Raw genomic sequence first — 23,138 nt, 5'->3', positions numbered from 1 at the left:
GGCACAGTATTTTTATTACCTGTGCCACCTTAAGGCCTAGGTGGTCTAGTGCCCGGGAAAGCGTTTTACGTGACGACGCCGATATACTACCCAAACGACATACCCCACATCGGCCACGCCTACACTACGGTGCTGGCTGACGTGCTGGCCAGGTGGTACAGGCTCAACGGGCACGACGTGTTCTTCCTGACGGGTACAGACGAGCACGGCTTGAAGCTCCAGAGGACTGCCGAGAAGGCTGGTAAGACGCCCAAGGAGTTCGTCGACAGCATGGTGCCCGTGTTCAAGAAGTACTGGAGCCTGCTCGAGATAAACTACAGCAGGTTCATAAGGACTACGGATCCCGACCACGAGGAGCTGGTCAAGAAGGTCTTCGAGGAGCTCTACAGTAGGGGCTATATATACAAGGGCAAGTACAGCGGGTGGTACTGCGTCAGCTGCGAGAAGTTCTACAGCGAGGGCGAATACGTCGAGCAGGGCGGGCAGAAGCTCTGCCCGATACACAACAAGCCCCTGGAGCTAGTGGAGGAGGAGACGTACTTCCTCAAGCTCTCGGCCTTGCAGGAAGAGGTCACCAGGCTGATCGAGGAAGGCGGCATAGTCTTCCCTGAGGGATACGCCAGGGAGATCCTCAGCAGGATAAAGAAAGAGGGGTTGAGGGACTTGTCCGTGGCTAGGCCGAAGAGCAGGGTCTACTGGGGCGTGGAGCTACCGTTCGACAGGGACTACGTGGCGTACGTGTGGATCGACGCGCTCCTGAACTACCTCACCGGGGTGGGCTTCATGAGGGACAACAACAGCTTCGAGAAGTACTGGGCTGAGGCGCACCACATTATCGGGAAAGACATCCTCTGGTTCCACAGCGCCATATGGTTCTCCGTCCTGAGGATGCTGGGCCTGAGCCCCCCGAAGAGGCTCATCGTCCACGCCTACATCGTAAACAGGGGGCTGAAGATGGGTAAGAGCGTGGGCAACGTCGTCCTCATAGACGACTTAGTCGAGAGGTACAAGTCCCCGGACGCCGTGAGGTACCTCTTGATGAGGCTCTTGAACCTCGATAAGGACGTCGAGTTCGACCAGAGCCTCCTCGACAACATCTACAACAGCGAGCTAGCAGACACGTACGGCAACCTCGTCCGCAGGGCGGGGGTGCTCGCAATGCGCAAGCTAGGAGGTAGAGTGGAGAGGGCGGGCCCCGACCCCGGCCTCGAGCAGCTGTCAAACTCTACGGTCGAGAAAGTTGGGAGGCTCATGCAGGAAGTTAGGGTCTCGGAGGCTCTCTCAACAGTACTCGACCTGCTCAGGGAGGCGAACGGGTACATGAACAAGACCCAGCCGTGGTCCCTCGAAGACCCCCGCGAGCCGCTCTACAACGTCCTGGAGGCACTCAGGATAGCGACAAACCTCCTCTACCCAGTCATGCCGGCCACGGCGGAGTCCCTCGCCAGAGCCTTCGGGTTCCAGCTGAGGCGCGTGGACCGGCTAGCGTTCGGGCAGGTGGAAGCCTACAGCGTGAGTGAAGCACCCATACTCTTCGAGAAGGTCGGCAAGGCTTAGCCCCTTGCGCGCGCACTCTCCTTTTTACTGCCACTTGGTTTCTTCAGGACACTCCCCACAGCGCGGCCGACGATTCCCGTAGCGTACAGGAGCACCCCTGCAACAACGGCGGCTACAAGCACGCTCTCCGCGCGCGTGTCAGGCCTCCCTGGAGAGCCCAGGTGACTTGGTGGCTTTATAACATTCGTGTCCACCAGCCTGAGAGAGAAGTAGTAGTCTATGCTCTGCACAGCGTACAAGGAATCTCCACGCTCGGAGCCGAGGTACTCCGAGAGTACTGCCGGGGTCTCGCTACTAAACGGGTTTTCGCTGGGTTCTTGGGACAGCTCGACCAGTACGCCGGTACTCCTGTCCCAGAGCGCCCTGTAGTAGAAGAGGCTCACTAGGAACATCTTCCCGGAGAGCTCTACGACCGCGTCTCTGTCTATGCGCATGCACCCCAGCTCCGAGGAGTTGATGACAACATACTCGTACGGTACCAGTCTCCATGGCTTCCGCTCAGTGCCGCTCCTGTTGAAGGAAGTCATAGCCGTGTGATTGACCCAGATATCGTTGCCGACAACGTACAACTTGAACTCTGGAGGAGCAGAAGAGTAGAAGTATTTGAAGAGCAGCGCGAGAAGGGAGTCCCTGGAAAACGAGTCTTTACACTTGTAGTGTATCAGGAACGCCTCACTCTGCACCGTGCTGCCCTGGACTAGGCTCGTGGGCGGGATGACTACATTGCCAACCCTGTATCCGGGGCCTTTCACTGCCTTGGAGAAGTTCACCCCCAGCAGGACAGCAACCCCATCACCCTCTGCGCCTGACGGCAGGGTAGCCTCAGCTGGGTGTAAGTGCGCGAGGACTAGGGTGTAGCCTTGCTTTAGCGTTGCCTCTGGTAGCCAGAAGAGCCACTCCCCCAGCAGGTTCCCGCCCTCATCGTAGACGCCGTTGTCCCGCGCAGACACGTAATGAAGCCTAGTAACGTTGAAGACGTCCAGCCGTGTCACCAGGTACCTGCCCTTACGTGCCCACTCGACTTCCCTGAAGAGGCTCAGGTTTTGGGCTATGTGCATGCACGCAAGTGTAGCGTTATAGAGCGCAAGCGTGTACCGCACAGTGTAGAAGCTGGAGTTAGCGCCCAGAACAGCAACCCTAATCTCGCCGCCCCCCACTCCAATGTAGCAGACCAGCGTAGACCTCCTGCTGGTGAAGTTATGCAGGAATAGTAGAAACTTGATCTTCGGGTTCTGCTCAGAGATTATGGCCATAGCGTCCTCGTGCAGTGGCCGCATTGTTCTCTGTATTCTTTCTCGCGGCTCAATCCTGTACACCATGTAGCTACCGCTCGGTATTGCTGTAACGCTCTCGTAGACGAGAGCGCAGAGGAGTAAGAGAGTAAGCAGGGCTAGCCTCCGGCGCATTGCCCAGACACGCCCACTGACGTGGCACAATACCCCGAGAGGAAAGCTATTACTTTTACGCCATTATCGCTACACACAGTGTAACTGTATGCCTCAACCCAGCTGCCTGCGGTTCCCGGAGAGTAACTCCAAGACCCCCTCAAATATGGGCACATACTACCCCCAATGTTCCCATGGAACGTCGACTTCGCTCATGAACCTAATGTATGCCAACTTCGAAGGGCATATAAAACACCCAATATCAGTTCCACGGGCAATGCCCGCAGCGTAGCCTGTCGAGGAGTAAGGGTCGCTACCAGTTATTGTTGCGAGCGCCGAGACCGAGGAAGCCCACGTCGAAGAGCTCCTATTGCATGTTGTCGCAAAAGCTACAGCCGAGAGCGACAGCAGCATGAACGACAAAAACACAAGCTTCTGTTTCGGCATCCCCCATTTATATTACTGTACATCGAAAACTTACTTATTCTTTTCTTTTGGAGAGCTGGCTGCTGGGGGCCCCTACCCAGTCGTGCAGGTTACGGCGGAGCCTCTCGCTAGAGCCTTCGGGTTTAAGCTGAGACGCGTAGACGAGCTTGCATTCAAGCAAGCAGGAGCCTAGGGCTAGAAGCCCGTACTCTCCTAGAGGTTAGGTGAGGACTAGTTCTCTGCTCCTGCAACTCTCTCTCGTGCTCTAGCTACGCTGATCCAATGCCTAGTCCTCACTTGTTTCAGGATACTCCTAGCGTACCCCATAGCACCCGTGGCACAGGCTAAGACACCTACTAGTATGAGTGCCGTGAAGGCCGTCTCCACGCGCGTGTCAGGCCTCCCTGGAGAGCCCAGGTAGCTCGGAGGCTTCAAGACATTTGTATCTACGAGCCTGACGGAGAGGTAGCAGTTTAAGCAGAGTAGAGTGTAGATGGCGTCTTTTCCTTCAAAGCCGAGGTACTCCGAGAGTACTGCCGGGGTCTCGCTACTAAACAGGAATTCAGTGAGTTCTTGGGACAGCTCGACCAGTACGCCGGTACTCCTGTCCCAGAGCGCCTCATAGGAGTAGAGGAGAGGAGGCACCAGGAATAGCCTCCCGGAGAGCTCTACATCAGCCCCCTTGGTTGTAATTACGCACCTAACCCCCGAGACATTCGTAGTGGTTTCACTAGGCACTAGCCTCCATGGCTTCCGCTCGGCGCCGCTCACGTTAAAAGACGTCATAGCCGTGTTGATTGTCCAGATACTGTTATCCGCGACGTGTTCCTTGAGCTCTGGAGGTGGAGAGACGTATGTCCTGTAGAGTGAGAGAACGTAGTCCCTTGAGGCCCTGTCCTCGCACTTTACGTGCGAGTAGAGCAAGCCGTACCGCACCGTGCTGCCCTGGACTAGGCTCGTGGGCGGGATGACTACATTGCCAACCCTGTATCCGGGGCCTTTCACTGCCTTGGAGAAGTTCACCCCCAGCAGGACAGCCACTCCACAGCCCTCTAGGCTCAACTCCGGAGAGATCTTAGCTGGGTGTAAGTGCGCGAGGACTAAGGTGTAGCCTTGCTTTAGCGTTGCCTCTGGTAGCCAGAAGAGCCACTCCCCCAGCAGGTTCCCGCCCTCATCGTAGACGCCGTTGTCCCGCGCAGACACGTAGCGTAACCTCGTGATATTCAAAGCTCTAGGCTGTGCTACCAGGTAGTTGCCTTCATGTACCCACTCAACCCCCCTGAAGAGGCCTAGACTTTGAGCTTCGTGCTTACACGCGAGTGTAGCATTGTAGAGTATAAACGCGTACTGCACAGTATAGAAGCTAGAGTTAGCGCTCAGGACATGAATTCTAATCTCGCCGCCCCCCGCCCCAATGTAGCAGACTTGTTCGTGCGACCCATCAGTGAAGTTGCTTAGTTGTACTAGCAACTTGATTCTGGGGTTGTTCCTGGAGATTATAGCTACGGCCTCTTCGCCCACGAAAGGTGGTACTCCAGACCCACTCTCTTGAGCGTCGATCCTGTACACCATGTAGCTGCCGCTCGGAACCGCTACAGCACTGCTGTAGGCGAGGAGAAAGAGGAGAAAAAGAGCGAGTAGAGTTAGCCTCCAGTACACTGCTCAACGCCCACCGACGTGGCACAATACCCCGAGAGGAATGCCGTGACTTCTACCCCCTTATTGCCACAAGGAGTGTAAGTGTAAGCATAGACCCAGCTACCAATAGCCCCTGTAGAGCTCCACCGCGCTTGGTGCCCTGGACACAAAAGACCCCACGAATCCCGAGGTCTTTCAAACTCAGATCCCAAAGTAATTATTGCAAAATTAGCGCGAAGCAGAGGACATAGTATACACCCAAGATCAGTTCCACGGGCGACGCCCGCAGCGTAGCCTGTCGCAGAGTAGGGGCTGCTACCAGTTATTGATGCGTGTGCTGAGAGTATGGCAGACCATGTTTCAACGCCCCTACTGCACGTCGTTGCGAAGGCCGCGGCCGAGAACATTAGTAGCGCGAGTACTGAGATCACGAGCCTCTGCCCCGGCACTCCCGTCACATGCTATTGTACTAACATCTTATTTATTTTTCCTCCAATAGAGTCGCACCTTAGTAGGGCTACTCCCTCCTGACGTTAGTGATTGTCCCCTCGTAGAACTCGATCACGGAGGGCTTCGTTTCCTTCACGGGGTCGGGTATGATGTGGGTCGCGATTAATGTGGCCTTGCCCGGGAGCTGTGCTATGAGGCTGCATGTCTCCTCCAGAGACTTCCTGTCGAGGAGCGTGAAGGGCTCGTCCAGGACGTATAGGTCTGCTCTTGCGGCGAGCGCCATGAGGAGTAGGAGTTTCTTCTTCATCCCGCTGGAGTAGCCGAAGATCGGCCTATCCCAGTAGTCCAGCACTCCGAGCCTCCCGCATGCCTGCGCCAGCATCTCGTCGTCGCAGCCCCTCAGCCTGCAGTAGCCCTCGACGAACTCCCTCCCCGTCATCCACCAGGGGAGCGGCATCCCCTCGAAGGCGTACGCGACCCTCTCCCCCAGCCTCGTGTAGTCGCGCCACGGGGTGTACCCGAGGACTGTTATGCGTCCACGCGTGGGCTTCAAGAAGCCGACTACGAGTTTAAGCATTGTGGACTTCCCGGATCCGTTCGGGCCCAGGAGCAAGTAGACCCCCTCCTCGACTCTCAGCGAGACGTCTCTGAGCGCCACTGTCGGCCCAAACCTCTTCCAGAGGTGCTCGGCCACGACTACCTCCACTTCACCTCACCCCTCGAGTACACGACGTAGAGCGCGGCGAGGGCGAGCATGAAGACGAGGACGTTCGGGAAGAATTGCTGTATTACTTCGGCTATAGAGGACTGTGGCAACACAACGACGTAGTACATGTAGGGTGCGTTTAGGGGGGACCACGGCTGGTAGGGGTTTATAGTCTCGAAGACGTAGAAGTACGTCGAGAGGGCCCAGATAGTGTAGGACGTCTTCCTCAAAACTTGCGCCACTAGTGCGGCGAAGGAGGATATGTACACCGAGAAGAAGAACAGCTTTAAAGCCAGGCCCGCGACTTGCTCCAGCATCTCTACCGGGATCGTTGCCGCGTAGGGCTCCCATACTATGCCCATGAAGACCTTAGCCGCTATGAGCGGTGTAGAGCACGCGAAGCCTACCAGGGCTAGTTTCAGGGCGAGAGCCGCAGCCCTCCCGGTGCCCGCCAGGTACCTCACGTACTCGAAACCCTCTTCCGCGTCGTAGCCGAAGTAGACGGCAGTTAAGAGTATGACGTGTATTATGAAGAGGAAGTACTCTGCCGGGCTCGTAGACGCTTCGAGCAGTATGCACCAGACACAGCCCGAGTAGCCCACGTCCGTTTTAAACCTGTTGTACAGGTGCACGTAGACCGCGAACATCGCGAAGAGCGTGGACCAGGCGTAGAGGTAGTTGAGGTACCACTTCAGGAGCTCTAGCTTCCTACTTGCGCCTGAGTAGGGCATAGGAGTCCACCACGAGTATGGTAGAGGCGATCAGTAAGGCTAGCTGCACGTAGCTCCCGAGGTACGCCTCCCTACGAGACTGGTTAGTGAGGTGCCTGACCGTGACGTCGCAGGGGCCGCCCGAGACCCCCTCGAGCGCGACTCTAGCCTGAAGCCTGTAGACGCCGCTCCTGCCGGCCCTGAATACGGGGGTGCTCCAGGCGTTCCCCCTGACGACGTACGCGGCGGCGTACTCCTCCCCCGTCAAGACGTGCACTGCTGTAAAGTTGACGACTGCCCGTTCAGCCGAGCAGTCCTGTAGCAGGAAGTGCGCCTGGTACGTGTCGTTGACCTGGAGGAGCGCGTACTCCACGTCCTCAATCTCGAGGCTCCCGTTGATGGGCGTAGCACCATGGCTTGCGGTGCTTGCGCCGCGGGGGGCCTCTGGGTAGTAGATGTCGTGGATGAAGGAGAGGATCACAAACAACAGGGTAAGGAGGGCCACGTTTGCCGCTATTAGCCTCCCCGCCACGTGATACCTACTCCACGCCAGATTAAATACCTGGTGGAGGGTCTGGTACTGTATGTTGCTCCCGCCGGGCAGGGTGTATGTCTTCGACGTGGACGGCGTCCTAGTGGACGCGAGCGAGCGCCTACGGGAGGCCCTCGAGAGAGTCGGGGCTAGGGGCGCGTCCTCCCCGGACGAGCTCGAGCCCTGGGCCAGGCAGAGGTTCTGGGAGTTGTTCCTGTCGGAGGAGCTCCTCGCGCTAGACAGGCCGCGCGAGGTCGGGATCAGGCTACTGCTTGACAGGTTGGGGAGGGGCGTCGTGCTCGTGCTGACCGGCAGGCCGTACAGGCTCTACAGGGTGACCCTACGGGAGCTCTCGGGCTTCGGCGTCCCAGTCGAGAAGGTCATACTGAGCATGAGGCCGAGGGGCGACAGGAGGAGGGACGTCGAGTTCAAGGCAAGCGTGCTCGCGAGGATACCCGATGTCGCCGAAGTCCACGACGACGAGCCAGGCGTGCTCGAGGCCGCGAGGAGGCTGCACCCCGGCGCGAGGCTCTTCCTGCACCGCGGGGACTCCTACGAGCTAGTCCCCTAGCATATCGGCACAAATCGGCCTCATCACTCCTCAGTGAGGTCCCCAGGCCTCATCGCCAGGAATTAGAGAGTATTGGAGGGATTTAGCTTTTCTCCTCCGGTAAAGAAATAAGAGCCCTCCTACCGCTAGATATACAGTGATGAACCTACGGCCCCTGACCGTACAGGGATGAAGCATAAGCTGTTTGCTGAGGTAGAGGCACGCCCCCAGGAACTGGAAACAGGAACGGCACTTCGCTACACACATAGCTGGGCTTAGTCCGAGAGCTAGGAAGGAGAGACTACACGCCCTCCGCCCCAGACAGCACCTTGATTCCCAGCCTCTCGGCGGCTTGCTGGGCCCTGCTGTCGACAGAGGGTGAGACTATGACAAGCCTGGGCTTTATGCCAGTCTTCCTCTCGTAGAACTGGGCGACGCGCCAGAACTCGTACACGTCGCCCCGCGAGACACTAGACTTCACTTCTACGAGTATGTGCTCCCCGTCCCTGACTACGAGGTCTACCTCGACGGGGGAGGGTTGCCCGTAGACGAGGCCCTCCTCGTTGTATGAGACCCACTCCTCGACTCTCCCGCCGAAGCCTTGCAGGAGGTCAGCCATCGCCAGCCGGAAAGCCTCCTCGCTGAGCAAACCCCACCTAGCGCCCAGCGCGGAGACTAGCCTGTAAAGATCCCGTATGGCTCTGGTGTGCTCGGCTATCACCCTCGAGTGCTCGGCCACTTGCTCCTGGAGGGCCTTGGTCACCTGCGTGTTTTCCTCGAGCCTATCGAGAATCTCCTTCACTCCTACCAAGCCGGCTACGGCGTACCGGAACTCCCTGTCCTCCTAGAGTAGCCTGAGGATCTCCGCCTTCAGGGCCTCTCTACTCAGCATCACTACGATTAACAGCCACCGCTCAGCTTATAAGCCTGACTACAGGACAGCCCACTTCACCTCAACATCCCAGTTCAAGCCTCCGCAAGCTTATAATACCCGAAGAGCTTACTACATTACGCCCAGGAAGATTGTAGACCCCACGATGGAGATCAGAACGGGGACTCCCGTCTTCCCGGGATACCCACCCCTATCGTCTACACGTGGATCACTACACGCGGGAACGGCTACTACCCTAACCTCCTACAGCTCATGGAGCACACCTCGACTCACGTCGACTCGCCAGCCCACTTCGTGGAGAACGCCGAGACAATCGACGCCGTGCCGCTCGAGAGGTTCACGGGGACGTGGGTCGTGGTGGACGTGCAGGATCTGCCGCAGAGGGCCGAAATAGGAGTCGGAGTCCTCGAGGAGAGGCTTGCCGGAGTTCTGGACGAGCTGGGCCCAGGATAGGTCGTGCTCTTCCTGACGGGCTACGACTCCAAGGCCGGGAAGCCAGACTGGTTCGACCACCCAGGGCTCGGGGAGGGGCGCGTCCAGGCTACTAGCCGACAAGGGAGTGAACACTGTGGGCACAGACGCACCCAGTATAGACCAGCCGCCGTAGAGTGACCTTGTCGCTACGCGTAGAGCCAACACTTAACATACACACCTCTATCTTTAACGAAAACCATAGGAGGCTCCTGGGAGCACTTCTCGAATGCCAGAGGGCACCTGTGCCTATACCTGCACCCGCCGGCCACGAACTCTTTCTCCTCAATACCTCCTAGTTCTACTCTGTTGAGCCACTTAGCCCTCTTCTCTAGATCTGGCTCTGCGAGTGACTCTAGGAGGGCAGTCGTGTAGGGGTGGAGGGGCTCGCCTAGAACCTTCTCTACAGGACCCTTCTCAATAATCCAGCCTCTAAGCATTATGGTTATCTCATCGCTTATATAGTAGGCTGTAGATAGGTCGTGGGTTATGTAGAGGAAGGAGATCCCCATATTCTCCTTAAGCCTCTTGAATATCTCGAGGATGCTAGCTCTCAGAGAAGCATCTAACATTGATACAGGTTCATCGGCTACTATGAGCTTAGGCCTGGATATGAGGGTTCTAGCTATAGCAACTCTCTGTAGCTGGCCACCAGAGAACTGAGAAGGATACTTACCTTTCACATCCTCTGGATTAAGCCCGACCGAGAGCAGAGTCTTCTCTATGAGTTCCTCAGCTTCCCTCTCATCTCTAACTCCGCCTAGTTGCATGGCTGTATCGAGGAGGTAGGAGTAGACTCTCCTGAGAGGATTGAATGATGCGTATGGGTTCTGAAATACTGCCTGGACCTCCGACCTAAACCATTTAAGCTCATTGCCCCTAAGGCTGTACACTTCTCTCCCTTTGTAGAGAACTCTTCCTGAATCAGGCTTTAACATTCTGAGGATAACTCTAGCCAACGTAGTTTTACCTGAGCCACTCTCTCCAGCCAGCGCGTAGATTGTAGGCTTCTGGCCGAGTTGAAGGCTTACCCTGTCGAGGGCTTTGAACTTGAAGCCAAAGACTATTCCATACTTGAACGTCTTTTCCACGTTTTCAAGCCTGAGAAGCTCAGCCAACTCCAACACCCCCTTCTCCATAGAGCCAACAGGCTACGAGCCTTCCACTTCCAAGAGAAACCAGCGGTGGCTCTTTATCTTTACATATATCCATTGCTAGAGGGCACCTCGGGTGGAACCTACACCCACTAGGAGGATTTTTAAAATCTGGCGGCATGCCCGGGAGACCCTTCCTGAGCCTCTTGTCCCCTATCTTTGGGAGCGATTCGATGAGCGCTCTAGTGTAGGGGTGGAGGGGTTCTCTAATAACTTCTACTGTCTTACCTACCTCAACGACCTTACCTGCATACATGATAGCTATTCTGTCAGTTACCATAGTGTGCATCCCAATATCATGGCTCACAATTACTAGGCTGCTACCGTAACTCCTCACCTTCTCGGTAAGCGTCTGGAGAACCCCCCTTTGAACTACAACATCAAGCCCTGTTGTAGGCTCATCGGCTAATACAAGCTTTGGCTTAAGCATGAGGGAGAGAGCTATAACAACCCTCTGCCTCATACCTCCGCTAAGCTGGTGAGGGTATGCATTCAACACATCCCGCGAGAGCCCCACCTCTTCAACATATCTAGTGGCAACAGAGGTAGCTTCCCTCTCTCCCATGCCTGCATGGTGCTTCAAGATCTCCAGGAAGTGATCCCTTACTCTTTCTACAGGATTAAGCATGTTCATGGAATTCTGGGGTATATAGCCCACCACTCTCCACCAGAGCTTCCTTCTCTCCTCCAAGTCTACCGAGGCCAAGTCGTAGACTCCATTCTCTCCCCTCAAGAGAACCCTACCAGACCTCAACACTAACGGCTTTACCACGTGGCCGTACATGATCCTGAGCAGTGTTGTTTTTCCACACCCGGATTCCCCTGCAATCCCCAGAATCTCATTCTCGAAGATATCTAGGTTAACTCCGCTCACGGTCTCAAGAAAGTCTTCCCAAAAAGAGCCCGTCAAGTAGCCGCCCCTAATCCCTTCGAGACGCATAATCCATTCTCCACCAGCCATTTAAGAGATCACCCCCCGCTTAGATTCTATACTCTCAGCTATTGCTGTTGAGACAAGATATAGGCTTACAAAGACAACTATTGTGAGAATTATAGGTGGAAGAGGCCACCACCAAACTCCCCTAAAGAGCGATGGGTAGCCTATCATAGACCAGTATATCATTGTCCCTAGAGTATCTATAGACAGTATTGAGAGGCCTAAAACTGAAAGACCTACTTCAGCACCTATTGCATAGAGTACCGTATTAGTGGCATTAATTAAATGCCATCCCAGCAGGTGCGGCATTATTTCTTTCAAGATAACCTGCCATTCTGGTATCCCCGTGAGAATAGCTGTAGACACAAACTCTCTCTCCCTCAAGCTAATTACCATGGCTCTCACCTGCCTAGCCGGCCAAGGCCATGAACTCACTGATATAAGGAGAGCCATGAAGGGTATTGTGAGAATATCCCTAAGGAGCATTGCTAGTAGTATGAGCAACGGTAGCTGGGGTATAACCACAAAAGAATCCGTTATGAACATTAGAGTCCTATCAATAAGACCTCCCCGGTACCCCGCAACAAGCCCTATGAAGAGTCCCACATGAGATGCTATCAAGGCAGTGAGAATAGCTATGACTAGAGAATTGAGTACAGCATTTGTTGAGGCCCAGAAGACGCTCCTCCCATTGGTCGTAGTACCCATGATAACGTCTATACTTGAAAGAGAGGGGGGTTGATCCTTAGGAAGCACAAACCATTTCCAGTGATGCGGCGGTGTCGCAACGGAGATCGCGCCAAAGAGTATGAGCGCCGTCAGAGTTAATAGACCTACCCTGAATTTAAGGTTGAATTTATAAAGAAGAAGAGTATATCTTACAAGGGGCTTAAAAAGTTCACCTATTCTTGTCAAGAGAGGCTGCTTTCTCATGTTCTCACCTGTGTCCTACTCTAGGGTCTATGAGAGGATAGATAAGGTCGAGGATAAGAGTTCCGAGAGCAACCCCATATATAGAGAGACTTACGATACTCAGAGCCGTAGAGTAATCGCCTGTACTTATTGCTCTAAAAAGAAGGAGGCCAAGACCCGGGTAAGCGAAAATGGCCTCTGTTATTACGGCTCCGCTGAAGATAGTACCTAAGGCTAATCCCAGAGCAGTCACTTGTGGGAGTAATATATTCCTCATAATATACTTCTTCACGATTAGTCCCTCGGGAAGACCTCTCAGGTAAGCTTGCTCTACATAATCCTCTGCTTTAACTCTCAGAGTTAGAGTCCTAGAGCTGAGAAACCACCAGCCTAATGCACTTACTATCACTATTGAGAGAGCAGGGAGTGTCGCTGCACGGAGAATACTGAGCACTGTGCCTAGATCCAGCCTCTCCATGTAAATAGAAGACCCACTAAGCGGGAAAATAGGGATTAAATAGGCTAGTAAAAATATGAGGACTAGAGCCATTACATAATAGGGTATGGGGTAGAGAGTTACAGCTACTCCCTGGAGGATCTTTGAGAGTATGGACTCCTCCTTAAGCGCTGACAACATGCCCAGTAAGTTTCCAATGACCCATGAGATAATAGTCGTGAAGAAGAGCAGTCCAATAGTCCACGGAAGATACCTGACCACGAGACTCTTGGCTGGAGTCGGGAAGGCTAGTATTGAGGGGCCAAAATCGAGTGTGAAGACGCCCCTAAGATACCTGAGGTATTGCTCCCAGGGAGATCCTACAAGCCCGAAGATTTCGTAGAGTTGTCTCCTTAGGATATTTAAAGCCTCAGGATCGTAGATCATACCTTGGGCAGTGATTTGGGTAATTACGTTCTCCACGGCATTAACAGGCATAAGCCTAAGGAGTAGGTAAGTTAGGCTAAATGCCGTAAATATAGTTGCAAAGAAGTACACTACCCTTATTAAGGCAAATCTTAGGAGACCCTCTCCAGACATCAACACCTACCAACAAAGAAAAAAGAACCTCATTTTTGCCTAAGTTATTTAGGGCTTTTTGGGAATCTCAATGGGTAGCACAGGAGGCTTTCCCGGCATAGTCTTATCTAGCCTCTCAACGTTGCCTGTTGGTTTAAGCTGGAGTATTATAAACTGCATTTGAGCCCACCAGTAGACTGGATCCATGTAGTAGTTATCGGGGTAGTGAGGCCAGTTTGTCCACACGTAATTGTCGTTTAAAGTATAGAACGGTGTTGGGAAGAAACCTATCCATGGCGCCTGCTCAGCCCATATCAATAGAGCTTCTCGGCCCAGCTCGTAGATCTTGGGGTCTCCTGAAGGCGTTCGCTCCATCTCGTCTATTATGCTGTTCAATAAATCTCTCTTTGGGAAGGAGTAGCCAGCCCACCCAATGCTTGGTGCAGAGGGGTCAAAGTACTTGCTGTGCCACCATTGTATATGGGGCGTTAAGTCTGCCAGGAGTGAGCAGCCGGGCCAGAATGCTCCCACGTCGAATGTGCCTCTGCTCCATGAAGGCGAGAATACTCCAGTTTCAACTGGGTTAACGTTAACTTCTATGTCAAAAGCTTTCCACTGGTCGGCAACTAAGAAGGCTATCCTCTGGCTCTCCATTTCAAAGCCACTCGGGGCTATTATGTTTATAACCCATTTCTCGCCGTTGGGTAGGCGCCATTTACCGTCAGGCCCCTTCTTAAATCCTACACTTTCAAGAAGCCGGGCAGCCTTCTCAGGGTCATATTTCCACCACTTTATACTTGGATCATAACCCAGTTTAACTAGCTCACTTTCAAGTGGTTCGTAATATAGTTTGACAGCCAGGGGGGTTGGTACAACAGGTAGAGCTGCCACTGAAGGCAGAGATCCGTCAGGTCCCTCGAAGGCCTCATATATAGCCTTGAAGTTTATTACATGCCTTAAAGCAAGTCTGACCTCAGTTATGTTGTAGGGATACCTCTGGAGATTAAAGGCTATGCCTTTAACACAAGCGTCGAAGAGCCAGGCAAAGGGCGGCTCCTTCCTCCATCCACCTATATACTTGTTGTTCTGCCACACTACCTGGAAGTTTTCCGGCAGGAAGGTTCTTATAGCATCGAGTTCGTGTCTCGACATAGCTAAAGCCTTCTTATCTTCAGGCCCGTGGTGTATGAATAGCACGTACTTGGGAGCCGGTTTCATGCCATAAAGCCTCGTACCCCACCAGTTCTCATTCCTCTCCCATAGGAACCAGTTACCCCCCGGATCCACTTGTTTCAGTACATACGGTCCTAGGCAGACTGGCGGGTAAAACTTGAACTTGAGGGGGTCTTCCTTCTCCCATATGTGTTTCGGTACTATACCATTATAAGGAGATCCGTAGATTACCACCGTCAAGAATAGGTGGAACCTTGGGTTAGGCTCAGTGAGCTTGACTTTGACGGTATAGTCGTCAACCTTCGAAACATCAGCAACCCACTTCTTGAAGATGGCATTACCGAAAAGACCTTGTGTATTCCTGATCAAGTTTATGTGGAACACTACATCATCAGCAGTGAATGGGACTCCGTCACTCCAGGTAATACCTTTCCTCAGGTAGATAGTCACCTCCCTATAGTCTGGAGAGTATTCCGGAGGACCTGCAGCCAACCAGCTAATAAGTTCTGAATTCGTAGTGTTTATATACCAGAGGGCGCCTGCGCAAACCTGGCTATAACCAGTAGCACCCCATCCAGGTCTGCCAGGAACCAGACGGTTGAAGTTCTGGGGATCTGCGTGCGTGCCGTGGTGATTCTCTATAACCAACACGTCCCCTCTCCTGGCATCAGGGGGGAGAGGTAATTGCCATGCAACTTGAGGGGCTTTAGGAAGCGTTAGGATATAAGCTAGAGCGGCTAAAACGATTACCACGATAATAGCGGCAGCGATATATAGAGCTTTAGGCCTCGCTCTGGGCTTTTCTTCGGGCTTTTTCTCGCCCATAATACATATTTTAGAAAAAACGCCTATATAAAAATTGCTCTTTAAGATTTTTTATTACTAAAGGTGAAGTTGCTTCTCTTGACCCGTTCAACCTGGCTAGAAGTGCTGCCGCAGAGGGCCTGCAATAACGGATTTTGGACTTATGCCCTTACACCTTCTTCCCCGCATCTGTCGTGGCGTTCACTGTCCCCACATTTATTAGGAGAATTGAGGAGATAGAGGTGGAGGGGGGGTCTCGGGGGCTCTCCGATAACCTTTTTAAGCCACTCCAGGCTTTTTCTCCACGTGAGGGTCTTCGTCGGGAGGATAAGGTTCAAGCTGCCCGTCAAAGTGGGCAGGATAAGGGTAGCTGGAGATGCCGGTAAGGCTGAGGATAAGAGTGAGGACAGAGAGGGAAGTGGAGCTCGTGGCCCTCCTGAACAGCGGTTATGAGGCCCCCTTCCCGCAACTCCTGATCCCAATCGACGTCGCCAAAGAGCTGGGCCTCTGGCCCCCCGAAGGGTCGTTCGAGGTGACGCTGGAGACTGCTGGAGGACCGCTCAGGGCGTGGTACTACACGAGGAGGGCCTTTGTTAAAGTGGTAGCGGGGGACGTCGAGTCCAGGGAAGTGCTCACGGACATAGTGATCTCCCCCCGCTACGGCCTATCGAGACCCACACCCTTCGGGCTTGCGCGAGACTGACGTCCTCCCCGCCCTGAAGGGCGAGGCTTTCAGTTGTAAACAGGCTAGCCGGGTTGCAGTAGCCGTGCTGGAAAAAGATTTATTATATCTGCAATATCATTACAGTGATATCACCATGGTGATAGAAATTGCCCGGAGGGAGTGTAGCTGGCTTAGAGCGACCGAGGGCTGGCTACTGGTATACGGCAGGCGCAAGACCGGGAAGACGTGGCTATTGAGGAGGTGCCTCGACTGGGACATGTACGTTACTGTGACGAGGGGAGGTGAGTGCATAGTTGAGAGTAGCGGGGGCGTGGACACTCTACCTCTAGCAGACTGCCTGAAGGCCGTCACCGCAAGGGTGAGAGGCGAGGAGGCTCTAGCCGTGCTGGACGAGTTCCAGAGGCTCCCGGAGAAGTACTGGGATCTAGTGGCAGTCGCCTACCAGGAGGCCAAAGGCAGGCTCGTGCTCTGCGGCTCGAGCCTCGGGGTCTCGAGAAAGGTGTTCGACTCCCGGAGCCCCCTCCTGGGCCTCCTCGCGCCCCTCCCCGTCAGAGTGGCCAGCATGTCCGACACTGTAGCCTCGCTCTCGAGGCACATGGGCCCGCGCGACGCTGTCCTGTGGGCCGTCGTCGCCAGGGATCCGTGGCTCATCCCGCACTTGGACTTCTCGAGGAAGCCCTGGGAAGACCTGGCCCTCAAGGCCGAGCCCCTCTCGATGGCCGCCGGGGGGCTCGTAGGCGAGGTGTTCATGGAGGAGGAGAGGAGCCTCACTAGGGCCTACGAGGCCACGCTCAGAGCGCTAGCGTCCGGCGAGTGGAGGCTCAGCGCCGTATCGCAGAGACTCTACAGCGCGGGCCTAGTTTCGAGCCCCGCGCCTAGCACTGTCACAGGCCTGCTGGGAGTCCTTGAGGGCATGGGGCTCGTCGAGGGAATCAGGCTCTGGAGGACGCGGGGCGCGAAGAGCTACTACAGGCTCGCAAGCCCCGCTGTCTCGCTCCTACTCTACGCGGACGAGAAGTACCTCTCCGCCGGGCTACAGCCACGGCCAGAAGACCTGAAGGCCAGGTTCGCGTTGGAGGCGCAGTTCGCGGTAGGCGAGGTACTAGCCGAGTACAAGGGGCTCAGGCAGGCGTACACCGTGACCCCGGAGGGAGACCTGGACGTAGTCCTCCTCGACGCTTCCGGGGCGCCAGCCATAGCCTACGAAGTGAAAGTCGGAGCAGTGACGGAGGCCGAGGCGAGGAGGGGCGCAGAGCTGGCCAGGAAGCTAGGCGTGCCGAAGTTCGGGGCCGTCAGCCTAACCGAGAGGCCGGAGGCGGCGTGGCTCGACGAGGCGTACGGGCCCGAAGACCTAGTCGAGGCCTCGAGGAGGGCGAGCGAGAAAGCCCTGAGAGCAGGCAACCTCTAGGCCCCCAACCTTAGAAGCCGGGCCTATGGTTACAGGAGACCCCACACAGCTTGGAAGAGCGAGAGCTGACCTCGAGGACGTTGTCAAAATGGGCGAGAAGTCCAAGGAGTATAAGCTAGTATACGTCGTCGTGTCGAGCAAACAGCCCCGCATTACACTTAAAGAAGCCTTGCTTGTCCCGATCGTAGTCCCAGAGCTAGATACAATCTACGATGCCCTATATAGGGCAGAGGAGACTATAAAGGGCGAGGAAACCGAGCGGCCACTCTTCGGGCCTCTTATGATACGCCAGCGGATAGACCTGAAAGGCCTCCTGCTCAAGCGGATAGCCACAGTTGCGACCCGGCAACTCACCAGCATTATCTCGCCCTCTACGCGCACCCAGCAATATGACGTCACTGTCTACAACCTCGTGAGGGAGGACTGCAGAAAGCTAAACGGGAAGACCAGGACTGACTGGACAAAAGCCCCGTCACTAGCGAGGGTGTTCGGCAGGCGGTTGAGGAGAGCTGAGGACGTGAACAAGGCGGTAGAGGAGGTTAACGAGAGGATTAAGGGGAGCGGGCTAAAGCTCGATGTAAGAGGGTCATACGTCTTCTGCGTGGAGGAAGGGGGCGCGGGTTGGTGGCAGGCGGCGGAGGCCTCGCGGGAGCATAGTACAACCACGTTATCTTAGACAATAACATTATGCTTATCAAAAATAACAAGGGTTGCTTCAATTATAATAATGGTTTATTTAGTAATAACACCGTTATTCACAGGCTACAGGGATCCTGCCACGCGCGGGAAGAGTAACAGTTACAACGGGCTCCGCGGCACTCTAGGACAGCTGTGAGCGGGTCAGTACCTCGAGAGTTCTGGGAATAGAGGAAGTCCAGAGAAACTGCACAATTAAATCGTAATTATATATACAATAGCACGGGGGTCTACCCTGGAGACGGGGGCAGCTACTCTACCACGTGGCCGCAGACGACCTCGACTCCGAGCTCCCTAGCCCTCTCGTAGGCCTCCCTGTCCACGTGACAGCCACGAGGAAGACCCCCGCCACGCGCTTGCCCAGAGCCCTGCCGACAGCCTCTGCCTCGACGCGCAACGACTCCACGTGCTCTACGTCGGCCCAGGGCTTGGCCTTAACAACGTATACCTCCTCGCCCTCGGAAAGGACGCCAACGTCGATAACCCTGCCCCTGACGCCCGTTAGGCTACCGTCCTCGTCCCTCAGCCTCAGCCTCTCCACTCTACTTGGCTCGACCCCCTTCTCCTCGAGGGCCCCTCTGAAGGCTTCGAGAACTTTCTTCTCGAGGACGTCCCTCCGCTCCCCGCCCATGTACCCAACCAAGATGTCGAGCCTGTCGACTCGCCTCTCAGACTCCCCCACGGGCCATACAGTCATCCTAGGCTTATAAATATGGTAAATGTACACAGCCCACAGGCCTTCAGCTGTAAACTTTTCACTTCCAGCTCCAGTAAGCTTAAGATGCCTACTGCTCGAATGCGGTGGGTGCTGGGGCTTGGCCTCTGGGGACAGGCCGCGCGTCGAGACGCTCCTGCTAGACGAGGTAGACGTCGCCGGCCTGGTCAAGCGCGTGGGCCTCGAGGAGTTCCTGAGGCTCATGATGCACAGGCTTGAAGAGGGGTTCGCGCTGTTCGCTAGGGGCGAGATAAGGGTTCCCGCGAGGCACGAGTTCTACTTCGAGAAGGGCTCCGTCGAGTCCATGCCCGCCGCAGACTCCAGGTTCTTCGCGGTGAAGGTCGTCAACACACACCCGCTCAACCCGCGGGAGTACGGGCTGTCGACCATAATGGCCCTGGGCGTCCTCGTAGACGGCGAGACGGGGCTACCGCTAATGCTCGCAGAGTCGACTATACTCACGGCCCTCCGCACCGCCGCGGCGACGGCCCTCGCGACGAAGTACCTCGCGAGGAGGGACAGCGAGGCCCTAGGCGTCATAGGGACAGGCGCCCAGTCTCTCCCCCACCTCCACGCCCTCTCCCTGGTCGTGAAGCCCTCCGCAGTCTACGCCTACGACGTGGACAGCGAGGCCCTAAGGGACTTCGCCTCCACCGCGTCTAGGATAAGCTTCGACGTCTCCCCGGCGGGTCCGGAGGTCGTGGCTTCTAGGGCGGACGTCCTCACGACGCTGACCTGCAAGCCCGCGGGGACGCCTCCCGTAGTGTACAACTCGTGGGTGCGGGACGGGGCGCACATGAACGCTGTCGGCTCCGACTCCCCGGGCAAGGTGGAGCTCGAGAAAGCCCTCGTGGAGAGGGCTAAGCTCGTAGTAGACTTCCCAGACCAGGCGCTCCGCGAGGGCGAGGCCCAGCAAGTGCCGAGGGAGAAAGTCTACGCGCACCTCGGCGAGATAGTCCTGGGGCTGAAGCCCGGCAGGACAAGCCAGTCGGAGGTCACGCTATTCGACTCTGTGGGCTTCGCGATGGAAGACCTCGTGGCCTACAAGCTCGTGTACGAGCTGGCGCTAAGAGAGGGCGTGGGGAGAACTGTGAAGATCGTGGCAACGCCGGCGAGGCCGAAGAACATCTACGCATCGTACTTCCTGTAGTGGGAACCGCAACGCCCTTTAGGGCGCCTCTTACCGGTAGAGTTGTGGCTCTAGAACCCCAGCGCTGCCGGGCCCGGCTTGGACGCGCAGCTGAAGCCACCAGGATACTTGGCCCAAAGACCCTGCTTCAGCGAACGCGGCTGAAACGGCAGTCGGAGGGCGGGTAGGTTAGAGTTAGGGCGCGCGGCGCCACAGTTCTCTGGGTCTTCCTTCCCCCACCCGGTCTCCCGCGCTAGCATGCTGGAGGATCGGCTGGCCTCCGTGCAAGAATAGAGGCTGGCCGGAGAGGCCTAACTTCTCGCCTCCTTACCTAAATTTCTCCACCTCGACGCCTAGCTTCTCGAAGTGCTCGTCGTCCGTCACGACCCTAGCACCCACGATAGAGGCGCTTGCCGCTATTAAGGCGTCTGCGATCGGAACAGACCTGGACTTGAACTCCCCAGCTTTCAGGGCGACGTGCTCGTCCACCGGGATGACCTTCAAGTCCGAGAGGAGGACTTGCTCTACTCTCCTCCTGGCGACGCCAGCCCCGGCCCTCCTCGCGTAGAGGTAGTACAGCTCCGTCAGGGTGACTGCGCTCACATAGCCCTCCGCGGCGCCGCCCTCCACGTCCCTCAGCAACTCCCTGACGCGCTCACACCCCTCCTCCCCGTTGAAGAAAGCTACGAGAGCCTTTGTGTCGAAGAGGTACTTCATGCGCGCCCCTCAAACTCCCTGTCCCACTCCGCCCGCATCCTCTCGACTTCCTCGGACGCCCCCTCTATTCTGTCGACCCCCATCAGCTTCGAGAGCCTGACGACGGGCCGCAGGAGTATCGCGTCTCCCACCCTCTCCACGATAATCCTATCGCCGGCCGTCAAGCCGAGCTCCCTCCTAATCTCCGCGGGGATGACTATCTGCCCCTTTGAGGATAGCTTTACGTAGCTCCTCCTGCCCACGTTGAATAGAATGTAAAACAGTGTATTTTAACCTTACCTATCACTCTAGTAAAGCCCGCCGAGCGACTGCCCGAGGCCCGTGAGGCTTGAACCAAAGCCCAGATTTACAGGCTAAAGTCCGCTCAAACTGCTCCAGCTACGCACTGCACCAGAGCAGAGTAGCTCTCCTCCAGATCCCGCGAGGCCTTAAAGCCTTCGTGACCGCACGTGTAGGCCTCAAAAACCTCTTGAAGGAACCGGGCATGGGCCCGAAAGCCCCGAGCGCTACCACCCCGAGTGGGTTCCTGTCCGGCTCCCGCTGAGCGCCACAGGCGTGCGACTCCCCCGTACCCCGGGCAGCTCTAGAACCGCCTTCGAGACCGACCTCCTCATAACGGCGGCTCCTATTCTCCACGACGCCATGACCCGGGTACGCCACGTGTGCGCAAAAACGGCGCGGGGCTCGCCGGGAACTCTCCGCAAAAGGTTAGTAGGCAGAGCACCTGCCTAGCGCCTATGGCGAAAATACATCGCAGACGCGTCAATCATTCTCAAGAACAGGAGCTACTTAACGTACAAGACCCTCAGAGCGTCGCATGCGCACTGCCGACCTACAACTTCCTCATCGGGCCGGGAATCGCCGCGAAGGCGGATAGGGGTCTATTAATCTCTGCCGACACGAGGAGACCGCTCTCTTCAGTACTTTGGTGTAGCCGAGCCTCCACCTGGGTAGCGGCGCGGAGGCTCGCTGCCAGGCGCTACAGAAATATAGGCGCGCAGACAGCACTCTTAACGCGGGTGCGGGGATGGGGGAGGAGTGGATTAAGGTTAAGGCACGTAGCAAGCCCCGCGTGCCTCCTTTGGCGCTACTCGTAGCGGCCCTACTCGCTACGGGCGTGGCAGTGCTGGTGCTCGCGGCCTCGACCGTGACGCTCGGCGTCAGCGAGGTGGCTGTAGTCGTCGACCCGCTCTTCGGCACGGTCTCCAGGCCCATCCTGGGCCCCGCAGTCTTCCTGAAGGCCCCCTGGGCGTACGTCGTCAAGGACTCGACGGCAGTCGAGACCATAGAGTTCGCGCAGGCTGAGGCCGCCGTCAAGCAGTGGGTGCACGTCCCGCCGACAGTGCTGACGCGCGACGGCGTTAGCGTCACAGTCGAGGTCGTCGTGAGGTACCAGGTGGAGCCCTCGACGTTCGACCAGCTCGTACGCGACTTCCCCAACGTCGACTACGACGACAGGCTCATGGTGCCCCTCATGAGGCAGATAATCAGGGACGAGATATCTAAGGTCAGCCTGGACGAGCTCATAACGAACCGGGACGTTATATCCAGGAGGATACAGACAGCCTACCTGGAGGCAGTGAGCAGGGAGGGCAAGCTCGCGGGGCGCGTGAAGGTCCTGGAGGTGAACATCCTGAACTTCATCCTCCCGCCCGAGATAGCCTCCGCGATAAACCAGAAAATAGCAGCCCAGCAGCAGGCGATAAGGGCGATGTACGAGAGGCAGAGGATAGAGGAGCTCGCCAGAGCGAACTACACGAAGAGAGTCCTGGAGGCCGAGGCCCAGGCCAACGCCACGCTCACGGTAGCGCAGGCCGAGGCCAAGAGCCTCCTCCTCAAGGCCAACGCCACCCGCGCGGCGCTCCACTACGTAGTCTCGCAGTACAACGACACGGAACTCGCGAGGATATACCTCTACATGCTGGGCCTACAGGAGGTCGCGAGAGCGGGGGCGACCGTGATAGTGACAGTACCCGGAGCACAGGCCACGCCCATAATAGTACAGCCCGGGCAGAAGAAGCCCTAGCACGGCTACACAGACGCGAGAAAAGCTGGAAAATACTACCCAGTAGTACTGTCGCTAGTACACTACCTCGAAGCCCTCGAACTCGCCCCTGTAGGGCTCCCAGACGACCTCGACTCTCTCAACCCAGGCCCCCGGAGGGCCCCTGCGGGCCCACTCGATGACCCTCATGACGGCGTCCTCGGGGCCCTCCAGCACTGCCTCAACCCTCCCGTCCCTGAGGTTCCTGACCCAGCCCCTCACGCCCGCGGCCCTCGCCACCCTCAGCATCGAGTAGCGGAAGCCCACGCCCTGCACGAAGCCCGAGACGTAGACGTGGGCTCTCACGTTCCCCTGCCCGCCCGAGCCCATACGAACCCGGCTAGAACTGGAGAGCGGGGCTGATAAGCGTAGCGCGCTGGGAGAAGAGCGGCAGACAGCAGGCACCCCACACCCAGCACCAGGGCCGAGCAA

General features: G+C 56.4%; 27 protein-coding genes. 9 read left to right on the top strand and 18 right to left on the bottom strand.

Features of this window, described 5'->3' with window-relative positions; all coding sequences use genetic code 11:
- Positions 1-48: 48 nt before the first annotated feature.
- Entirely contained in the window at positions 49-1,557 is a 1,509-nt protein-coding gene (gene metG, locus IG193_RS08930) for a methionine--tRNA ligase (protein ID WP_218042144.1), read from the top strand.
- On the opposite strand, the gene IG193_RS08925 is transcribed toward metG, so the two are convergent.
- The 7 genes from IG193_RS08925 to IG193_RS08895 form a co-directional block, all read right to left on the bottom strand.
- Positions 1,554-2,963 carry a hypothetical protein gene (locus IG193_RS08925; protein ID WP_192818824.1) on the bottom strand — a complete coding sequence of 470 codons (1,410 nt, stop codon included), beginning with the start codon at positions 2,961-2,963 and terminating at the stop codon, positions 1,554-1,556. The two genes, metG and IG193_RS08925, sit on opposite strands and share 4 nt — an antisense overlap.
- Before the next feature lie 156 nt (positions 2,964-3,119).
- Positions 3,120-3,365 carry a hypothetical protein gene (locus tag IG193_RS08920; protein ID WP_192818823.1) on the bottom strand — a complete coding sequence of 82 codons (246 nt, stop codon included), beginning with the start codon at positions 3,363-3,365 and terminating at the stop codon, positions 3,120-3,122.
- Positions 3,366-3,599: 234 nt separating this feature from the next.
- The gene (locus IG193_RS08915) at positions 3,600-5,027 is read right to left on the bottom strand and encodes a hypothetical protein (RefSeq protein ID WP_192818822.1); all 1,428 of its coding nucleotides are present in this window, start codon (positions 5,025-5,027) and stop codon (positions 3,600-3,602) included.
- Positions 5,012-5,464, bottom strand: a complete 453-nt coding sequence (locus IG193_RS08910; protein ID WP_192818821.1) for a hypothetical protein — start codon at positions 5,462-5,464, stop codon at positions 5,012-5,014. Before IG193_RS08910 ends, IG193_RS08915 begins: the two co-directional genes overlap by 16 nt.
- 59 nt (positions 5,465-5,523) lie before the next feature.
- Complete coding sequence (locus tag IG193_RS08905; RefSeq protein ID WP_192818820.1) at positions 5,524-6,162, bottom strand: ATP-binding cassette domain-containing protein; 639 nt, start codon at positions 6,160-6,162, stop codon at positions 5,524-5,526.
- The gene (locus tag IG193_RS08900) at positions 6,153-6,893 is read right to left on the bottom strand and encodes a hypothetical protein (RefSeq protein ID WP_192818819.1); all 741 of its coding nucleotides are present in this window, start codon (positions 6,891-6,893) and stop codon (positions 6,153-6,155) included. Before IG193_RS08900 ends, IG193_RS08905 begins: the two co-directional genes overlap by 10 nt.
- Positions 6,871-7,404 carry a hypothetical protein gene (locus IG193_RS08895; protein ID WP_192818818.1) on the bottom strand — a complete coding sequence of 178 codons (534 nt, stop codon included), beginning with the start codon at positions 7,402-7,404 and terminating at the stop codon, positions 6,871-6,873. Before IG193_RS08895 ends, IG193_RS08900 begins: the two co-directional genes overlap by 23 nt.
- A gap of 52 nt (positions 7,405-7,456) precedes the next feature.
- On the opposite strand from IG193_RS08895, the gene IG193_RS08890 reads away from it, so the two are divergent.
- Positions 7,457-7,975 (top strand): HAD family hydrolase, encoded by a 519-nt coding sequence (locus IG193_RS08890; RefSeq protein WP_192818817.1) that lies wholly within the window; start codon positions 7,457-7,459, stop codon positions 7,973-7,975.
- Between the two features lie 280 nt (positions 7,976-8,255).
- Here the strand turns inward: IG193_RS08890 and IG193_RS08885 are convergent, their stop codons facing one another.
- On the bottom strand, positions 8,256-8,756 hold the full coding sequence (locus IG193_RS08885) for a PD-(D/E)XK nuclease family protein (RefSeq protein ID WP_225876090.1): 501 nt from the start codon (positions 8,754-8,756) through the stop codon (positions 8,256-8,258).
- Positions 8,757-9,098: 342 nt separating this feature from the next.
- Between IG193_RS08885 and IG193_RS08880 the strand changes: the two genes are divergently transcribed.
- The gene (locus IG193_RS08880) at positions 9,099-9,299 is read left to right on the top strand and encodes a cyclase family protein (RefSeq protein WP_192818816.1); all 201 of its coding nucleotides are present in this window, start codon (positions 9,099-9,101) and stop codon (positions 9,297-9,299) included.
- A gap of 3 nt (positions 9,300-9,302) precedes the next feature.
- Positions 9,303-9,458 (top strand): hypothetical protein, encoded by a 156-nt coding sequence (locus IG193_RS08875; protein WP_192818815.1) that lies wholly within the window; start codon positions 9,303-9,305, stop codon positions 9,456-9,458.
- Positions 9,459-9,466: 8 nt separating this feature from the next.
- Here the strand turns inward: IG193_RS08875 and IG193_RS08870 are convergent, their stop codons facing one another.
- From IG193_RS08870 to IG193_RS08850, 5 genes are read right to left on the bottom strand one after another with little or no spacing between them, the layout of a single operon-like run.
- Positions 9,467-10,444 carry an ABC transporter ATP-binding protein gene (locus IG193_RS08870; protein WP_404813135.1) on the bottom strand — a complete coding sequence of 326 codons (978 nt, stop codon included), beginning with the start codon at positions 10,442-10,444 and terminating at the stop codon, positions 9,467-9,469.
- Positions 10,428-11,432, bottom strand: a complete 1,005-nt coding sequence (locus IG193_RS09215) for an ABC transporter ATP-binding protein (protein ID WP_192818813.1) — start codon at positions 11,430-11,432, stop codon at positions 10,428-10,430. The genes IG193_RS08870 and IG193_RS09215 overlap by 17 nt, the downstream gene beginning before the upstream one ends.
- Entirely contained in the window at positions 11,433-12,341 is a 909-nt protein-coding gene (locus IG193_RS08860; RefSeq protein ID WP_192818812.1) for an ABC transporter permease, read from the bottom strand.
- A 4-nt stretch (positions 12,342-12,345) separates the two neighbouring features.
- Positions 12,346-13,356, bottom strand: coding sequence for an ABC transporter permease (locus IG193_RS08855; RefSeq protein ID WP_192818811.1), 1,011 nt, complete (start codon positions 13,354-13,356; stop codon positions 12,346-12,348).
- Between the two features lie 48 nt (positions 13,357-13,404).
- Positions 13,405-15,333, bottom strand: a complete 1,929-nt coding sequence (locus IG193_RS08850) for an ABC transporter substrate-binding protein (RefSeq protein WP_192818810.1) — start codon at positions 15,331-15,333, stop codon at positions 13,405-13,407.
- A gap of 355 nt (positions 15,334-15,688) precedes the next feature.
- Between IG193_RS08850 and IG193_RS08845 the strand changes: the two genes are divergently transcribed.
- From IG193_RS08845 to IG193_RS08835, 3 genes are all read left to right on the top strand, one after another.
- Positions 15,689-16,015 (top strand): hypothetical protein, encoded by a 327-nt coding sequence (locus IG193_RS08845; RefSeq protein ID WP_192818809.1) that lies wholly within the window; start codon positions 15,689-15,691, stop codon positions 16,013-16,015.
- A gap of 115 nt (positions 16,016-16,130) precedes the next feature.
- Positions 16,131-17,405, top strand: coding sequence for an ATP-binding protein (locus IG193_RS08840; protein ID WP_192818808.1), 1,275 nt, complete (start codon positions 16,131-16,133; stop codon positions 17,403-17,405).
- Positions 17,406-17,430: 25 nt separating this feature from the next.
- Complete coding sequence (locus IG193_RS08835) at positions 17,431-18,081, top strand: hypothetical protein (RefSeq protein ID WP_192818807.1); 651 nt, start codon at positions 17,431-17,433, stop codon at positions 18,079-18,081.
- A gap of 276 nt (positions 18,082-18,357) precedes the next feature.
- On the opposite strand, the gene IG193_RS08830 is transcribed toward IG193_RS08835, so the two are convergent.
- Complete coding sequence (locus tag IG193_RS08830) at positions 18,358-18,783, bottom strand: hypothetical protein (RefSeq protein ID WP_192818806.1); 426 nt, start codon at positions 18,781-18,783, stop codon at positions 18,358-18,360.
- Between the two features lie 133 nt (positions 18,784-18,916).
- Here IG193_RS08830 and IG193_RS08825 point away from each other — a divergent pair, with 133 nt between their 5' ends.
- Positions 18,917-19,966, top strand: a complete 1,050-nt coding sequence (locus tag IG193_RS08825; protein ID WP_192818805.1) for a Rossmann-fold NAD(P)-binding domain-containing protein — start codon at positions 18,917-18,919, stop codon at positions 19,964-19,966.
- Positions 19,967-20,272: 306 nt separating this feature from the next.
- Here IG193_RS08825 and IG193_RS08820 read toward each other — a convergent pair whose 3' ends face one another.
- The 3 genes from IG193_RS08820 to IG193_RS08810 all read right to left on the bottom strand — a co-directional run bounded on the left by IG193_RS08820 (position 20,273) and on the right by IG193_RS08810 (position 21,298).
- The gene (locus IG193_RS08820; RefSeq protein WP_192818804.1) at positions 20,273-20,662 is read right to left on the bottom strand and encodes a PIN domain-containing protein; all 390 of its coding nucleotides are present in this window, start codon (positions 20,660-20,662) and stop codon (positions 20,273-20,275) included.
- Positions 20,659-20,904 (bottom strand): AbrB/MazE/SpoVT family DNA-binding domain-containing protein, encoded by a 246-nt coding sequence (locus IG193_RS08815; RefSeq protein WP_192818803.1) that lies wholly within the window; start codon positions 20,902-20,904, stop codon positions 20,659-20,661. The genes IG193_RS08820 and IG193_RS08815 overlap by 4 nt, the downstream gene beginning before the upstream one ends.
- A 136-nt stretch (positions 20,905-21,040) precedes the next feature.
- Entirely contained in the window at positions 21,041-21,298 is a 258-nt protein-coding gene (locus tag IG193_RS08810; RefSeq protein ID WP_192818802.1) for a hypothetical protein, read from the bottom strand.
- 391 nt (positions 21,299-21,689) lie between these two features.
- Here IG193_RS08810 and IG193_RS08805 point away from each other — a divergent pair, with 391 nt between their 5' ends.
- Positions 21,690-22,688 (top strand): SPFH domain-containing protein, encoded by a 999-nt coding sequence (locus IG193_RS08805; protein ID WP_192818801.1) that lies wholly within the window; start codon positions 21,690-21,692, stop codon positions 22,686-22,688.
- Between the two features lie 54 nt (positions 22,689-22,742).
- On the opposite strand, the gene IG193_RS09295 is transcribed toward IG193_RS08805, so the two are convergent.
- Positions 22,743-23,036: an acylphosphatase gene (locus IG193_RS09295; RefSeq protein WP_192819787.1), complete on the bottom strand. Its 294-nt coding sequence runs from the start codon at positions 23,034-23,036 to the stop codon at positions 22,743-22,745.
- Between the last annotated feature and the right edge of the window lie 102 nt (positions 23,037-23,138).

Origin of the sequence: Infirmifilum lucidum (assembly GCF_014876775.1) — an archaeon.
GTDB lineage: Archaea > Thermoproteota > Thermoprotei > Thermofilales > Thermofilaceae > Thermofilum > Thermofilum lucidum.
This window is presented reverse-complemented; position numbering and strand designations above follow the sequence as displayed.

Excerpts from the sequence above, each read along its gene's own strand:
- IG193_RS08835 (WP_192818807.1), top strand. The coding sequence starts at position 17,431 with ATGGTTACAGGAGACCCCACACAGCTTGGAAGAGCGAGAGCTGACCTC.
- IG193_RS08900 (WP_192818819.1), bottom strand. The coding sequence starts at position 6,893 with ATGCCCTACTCAGGCGCAAGTAGGAAGCTAGAGCTCCTGAAGTGGTAC.
- IG193_RS08925 (WP_192818824.1), bottom strand. The coding sequence starts at position 2,963 with ATGCGCCGGAGGCTAGCCCTGCTTACTCTCTTACTCCTCTGCGCTCTC.
- IG193_RS08890 (WP_192818817.1), top strand. The coding sequence starts at position 7,457 with ATGTTGCTCCCGCCGGGCAGGGTGTATGTCTTCGACGTGGACGGCGTC.
- IG193_RS08845 (WP_192818809.1), top strand. The coding sequence starts at position 15,689 with ATGCCGGTAAGGCTGAGGATAAGAGTGAGGACAGAGAGGGAAGTGGAG.
- IG193_RS08840 (WP_192818808.1), top strand. The coding sequence starts at position 16,131 with ATGGTGATAGAAATTGCCCGGAGGGAGTGTAGCTGGCTTAGAGCGACC.
- IG193_RS08805 (WP_192818801.1), top strand. The coding sequence starts at position 21,690 with ATGGGGGAGGAGTGGATTAAGGTTAAGGCACGTAGCAAGCCCCGCGTG.
- IG193_RS09215 (WP_192818813.1), bottom strand. The coding sequence starts at position 11,432 with ATGGCTGGTGGAGAATGGATTATGCGTCTCGAAGGGATTAGGGGCGGC.
- IG193_RS09295 (WP_192819787.1), bottom strand. The coding sequence starts at position 23,036 with ATGGGCTCGGGCGGGCAGGGGAACGTGAGAGCCCACGTCTACGTCTCG.
- IG193_RS08880 (WP_192818816.1), top strand. The coding sequence starts at position 9,099 with ATGGAGCACACCTCGACTCACGTCGACTCGCCAGCCCACTTCGTGGAG.
- IG193_RS08855 (WP_192818811.1), bottom strand. The coding sequence starts at position 13,356 with ATGTCTGGAGAGGGTCTCCTAAGATTTGCCTTAATAAGGGTAGTGTAC.
- IG193_RS08820 (WP_192818804.1), bottom strand. The coding sequence starts at position 20,662 with ATGAAGTACCTCTTCGACACAAAGGCTCTCGTAGCTTTCTTCAACGGG.
- IG193_RS08860 (WP_192818812.1), bottom strand. The coding sequence starts at position 12,341 with ATGAGAAAGCAGCCTCTCTTGACAAGAATAGGTGAACTTTTTAAGCCC.
- IG193_RS08850 (WP_192818810.1), bottom strand. The coding sequence starts at position 15,333 with ATGGGCGAGAAAAAGCCCGAAGAAAAGCCCAGAGCGAGGCCTAAAGCT.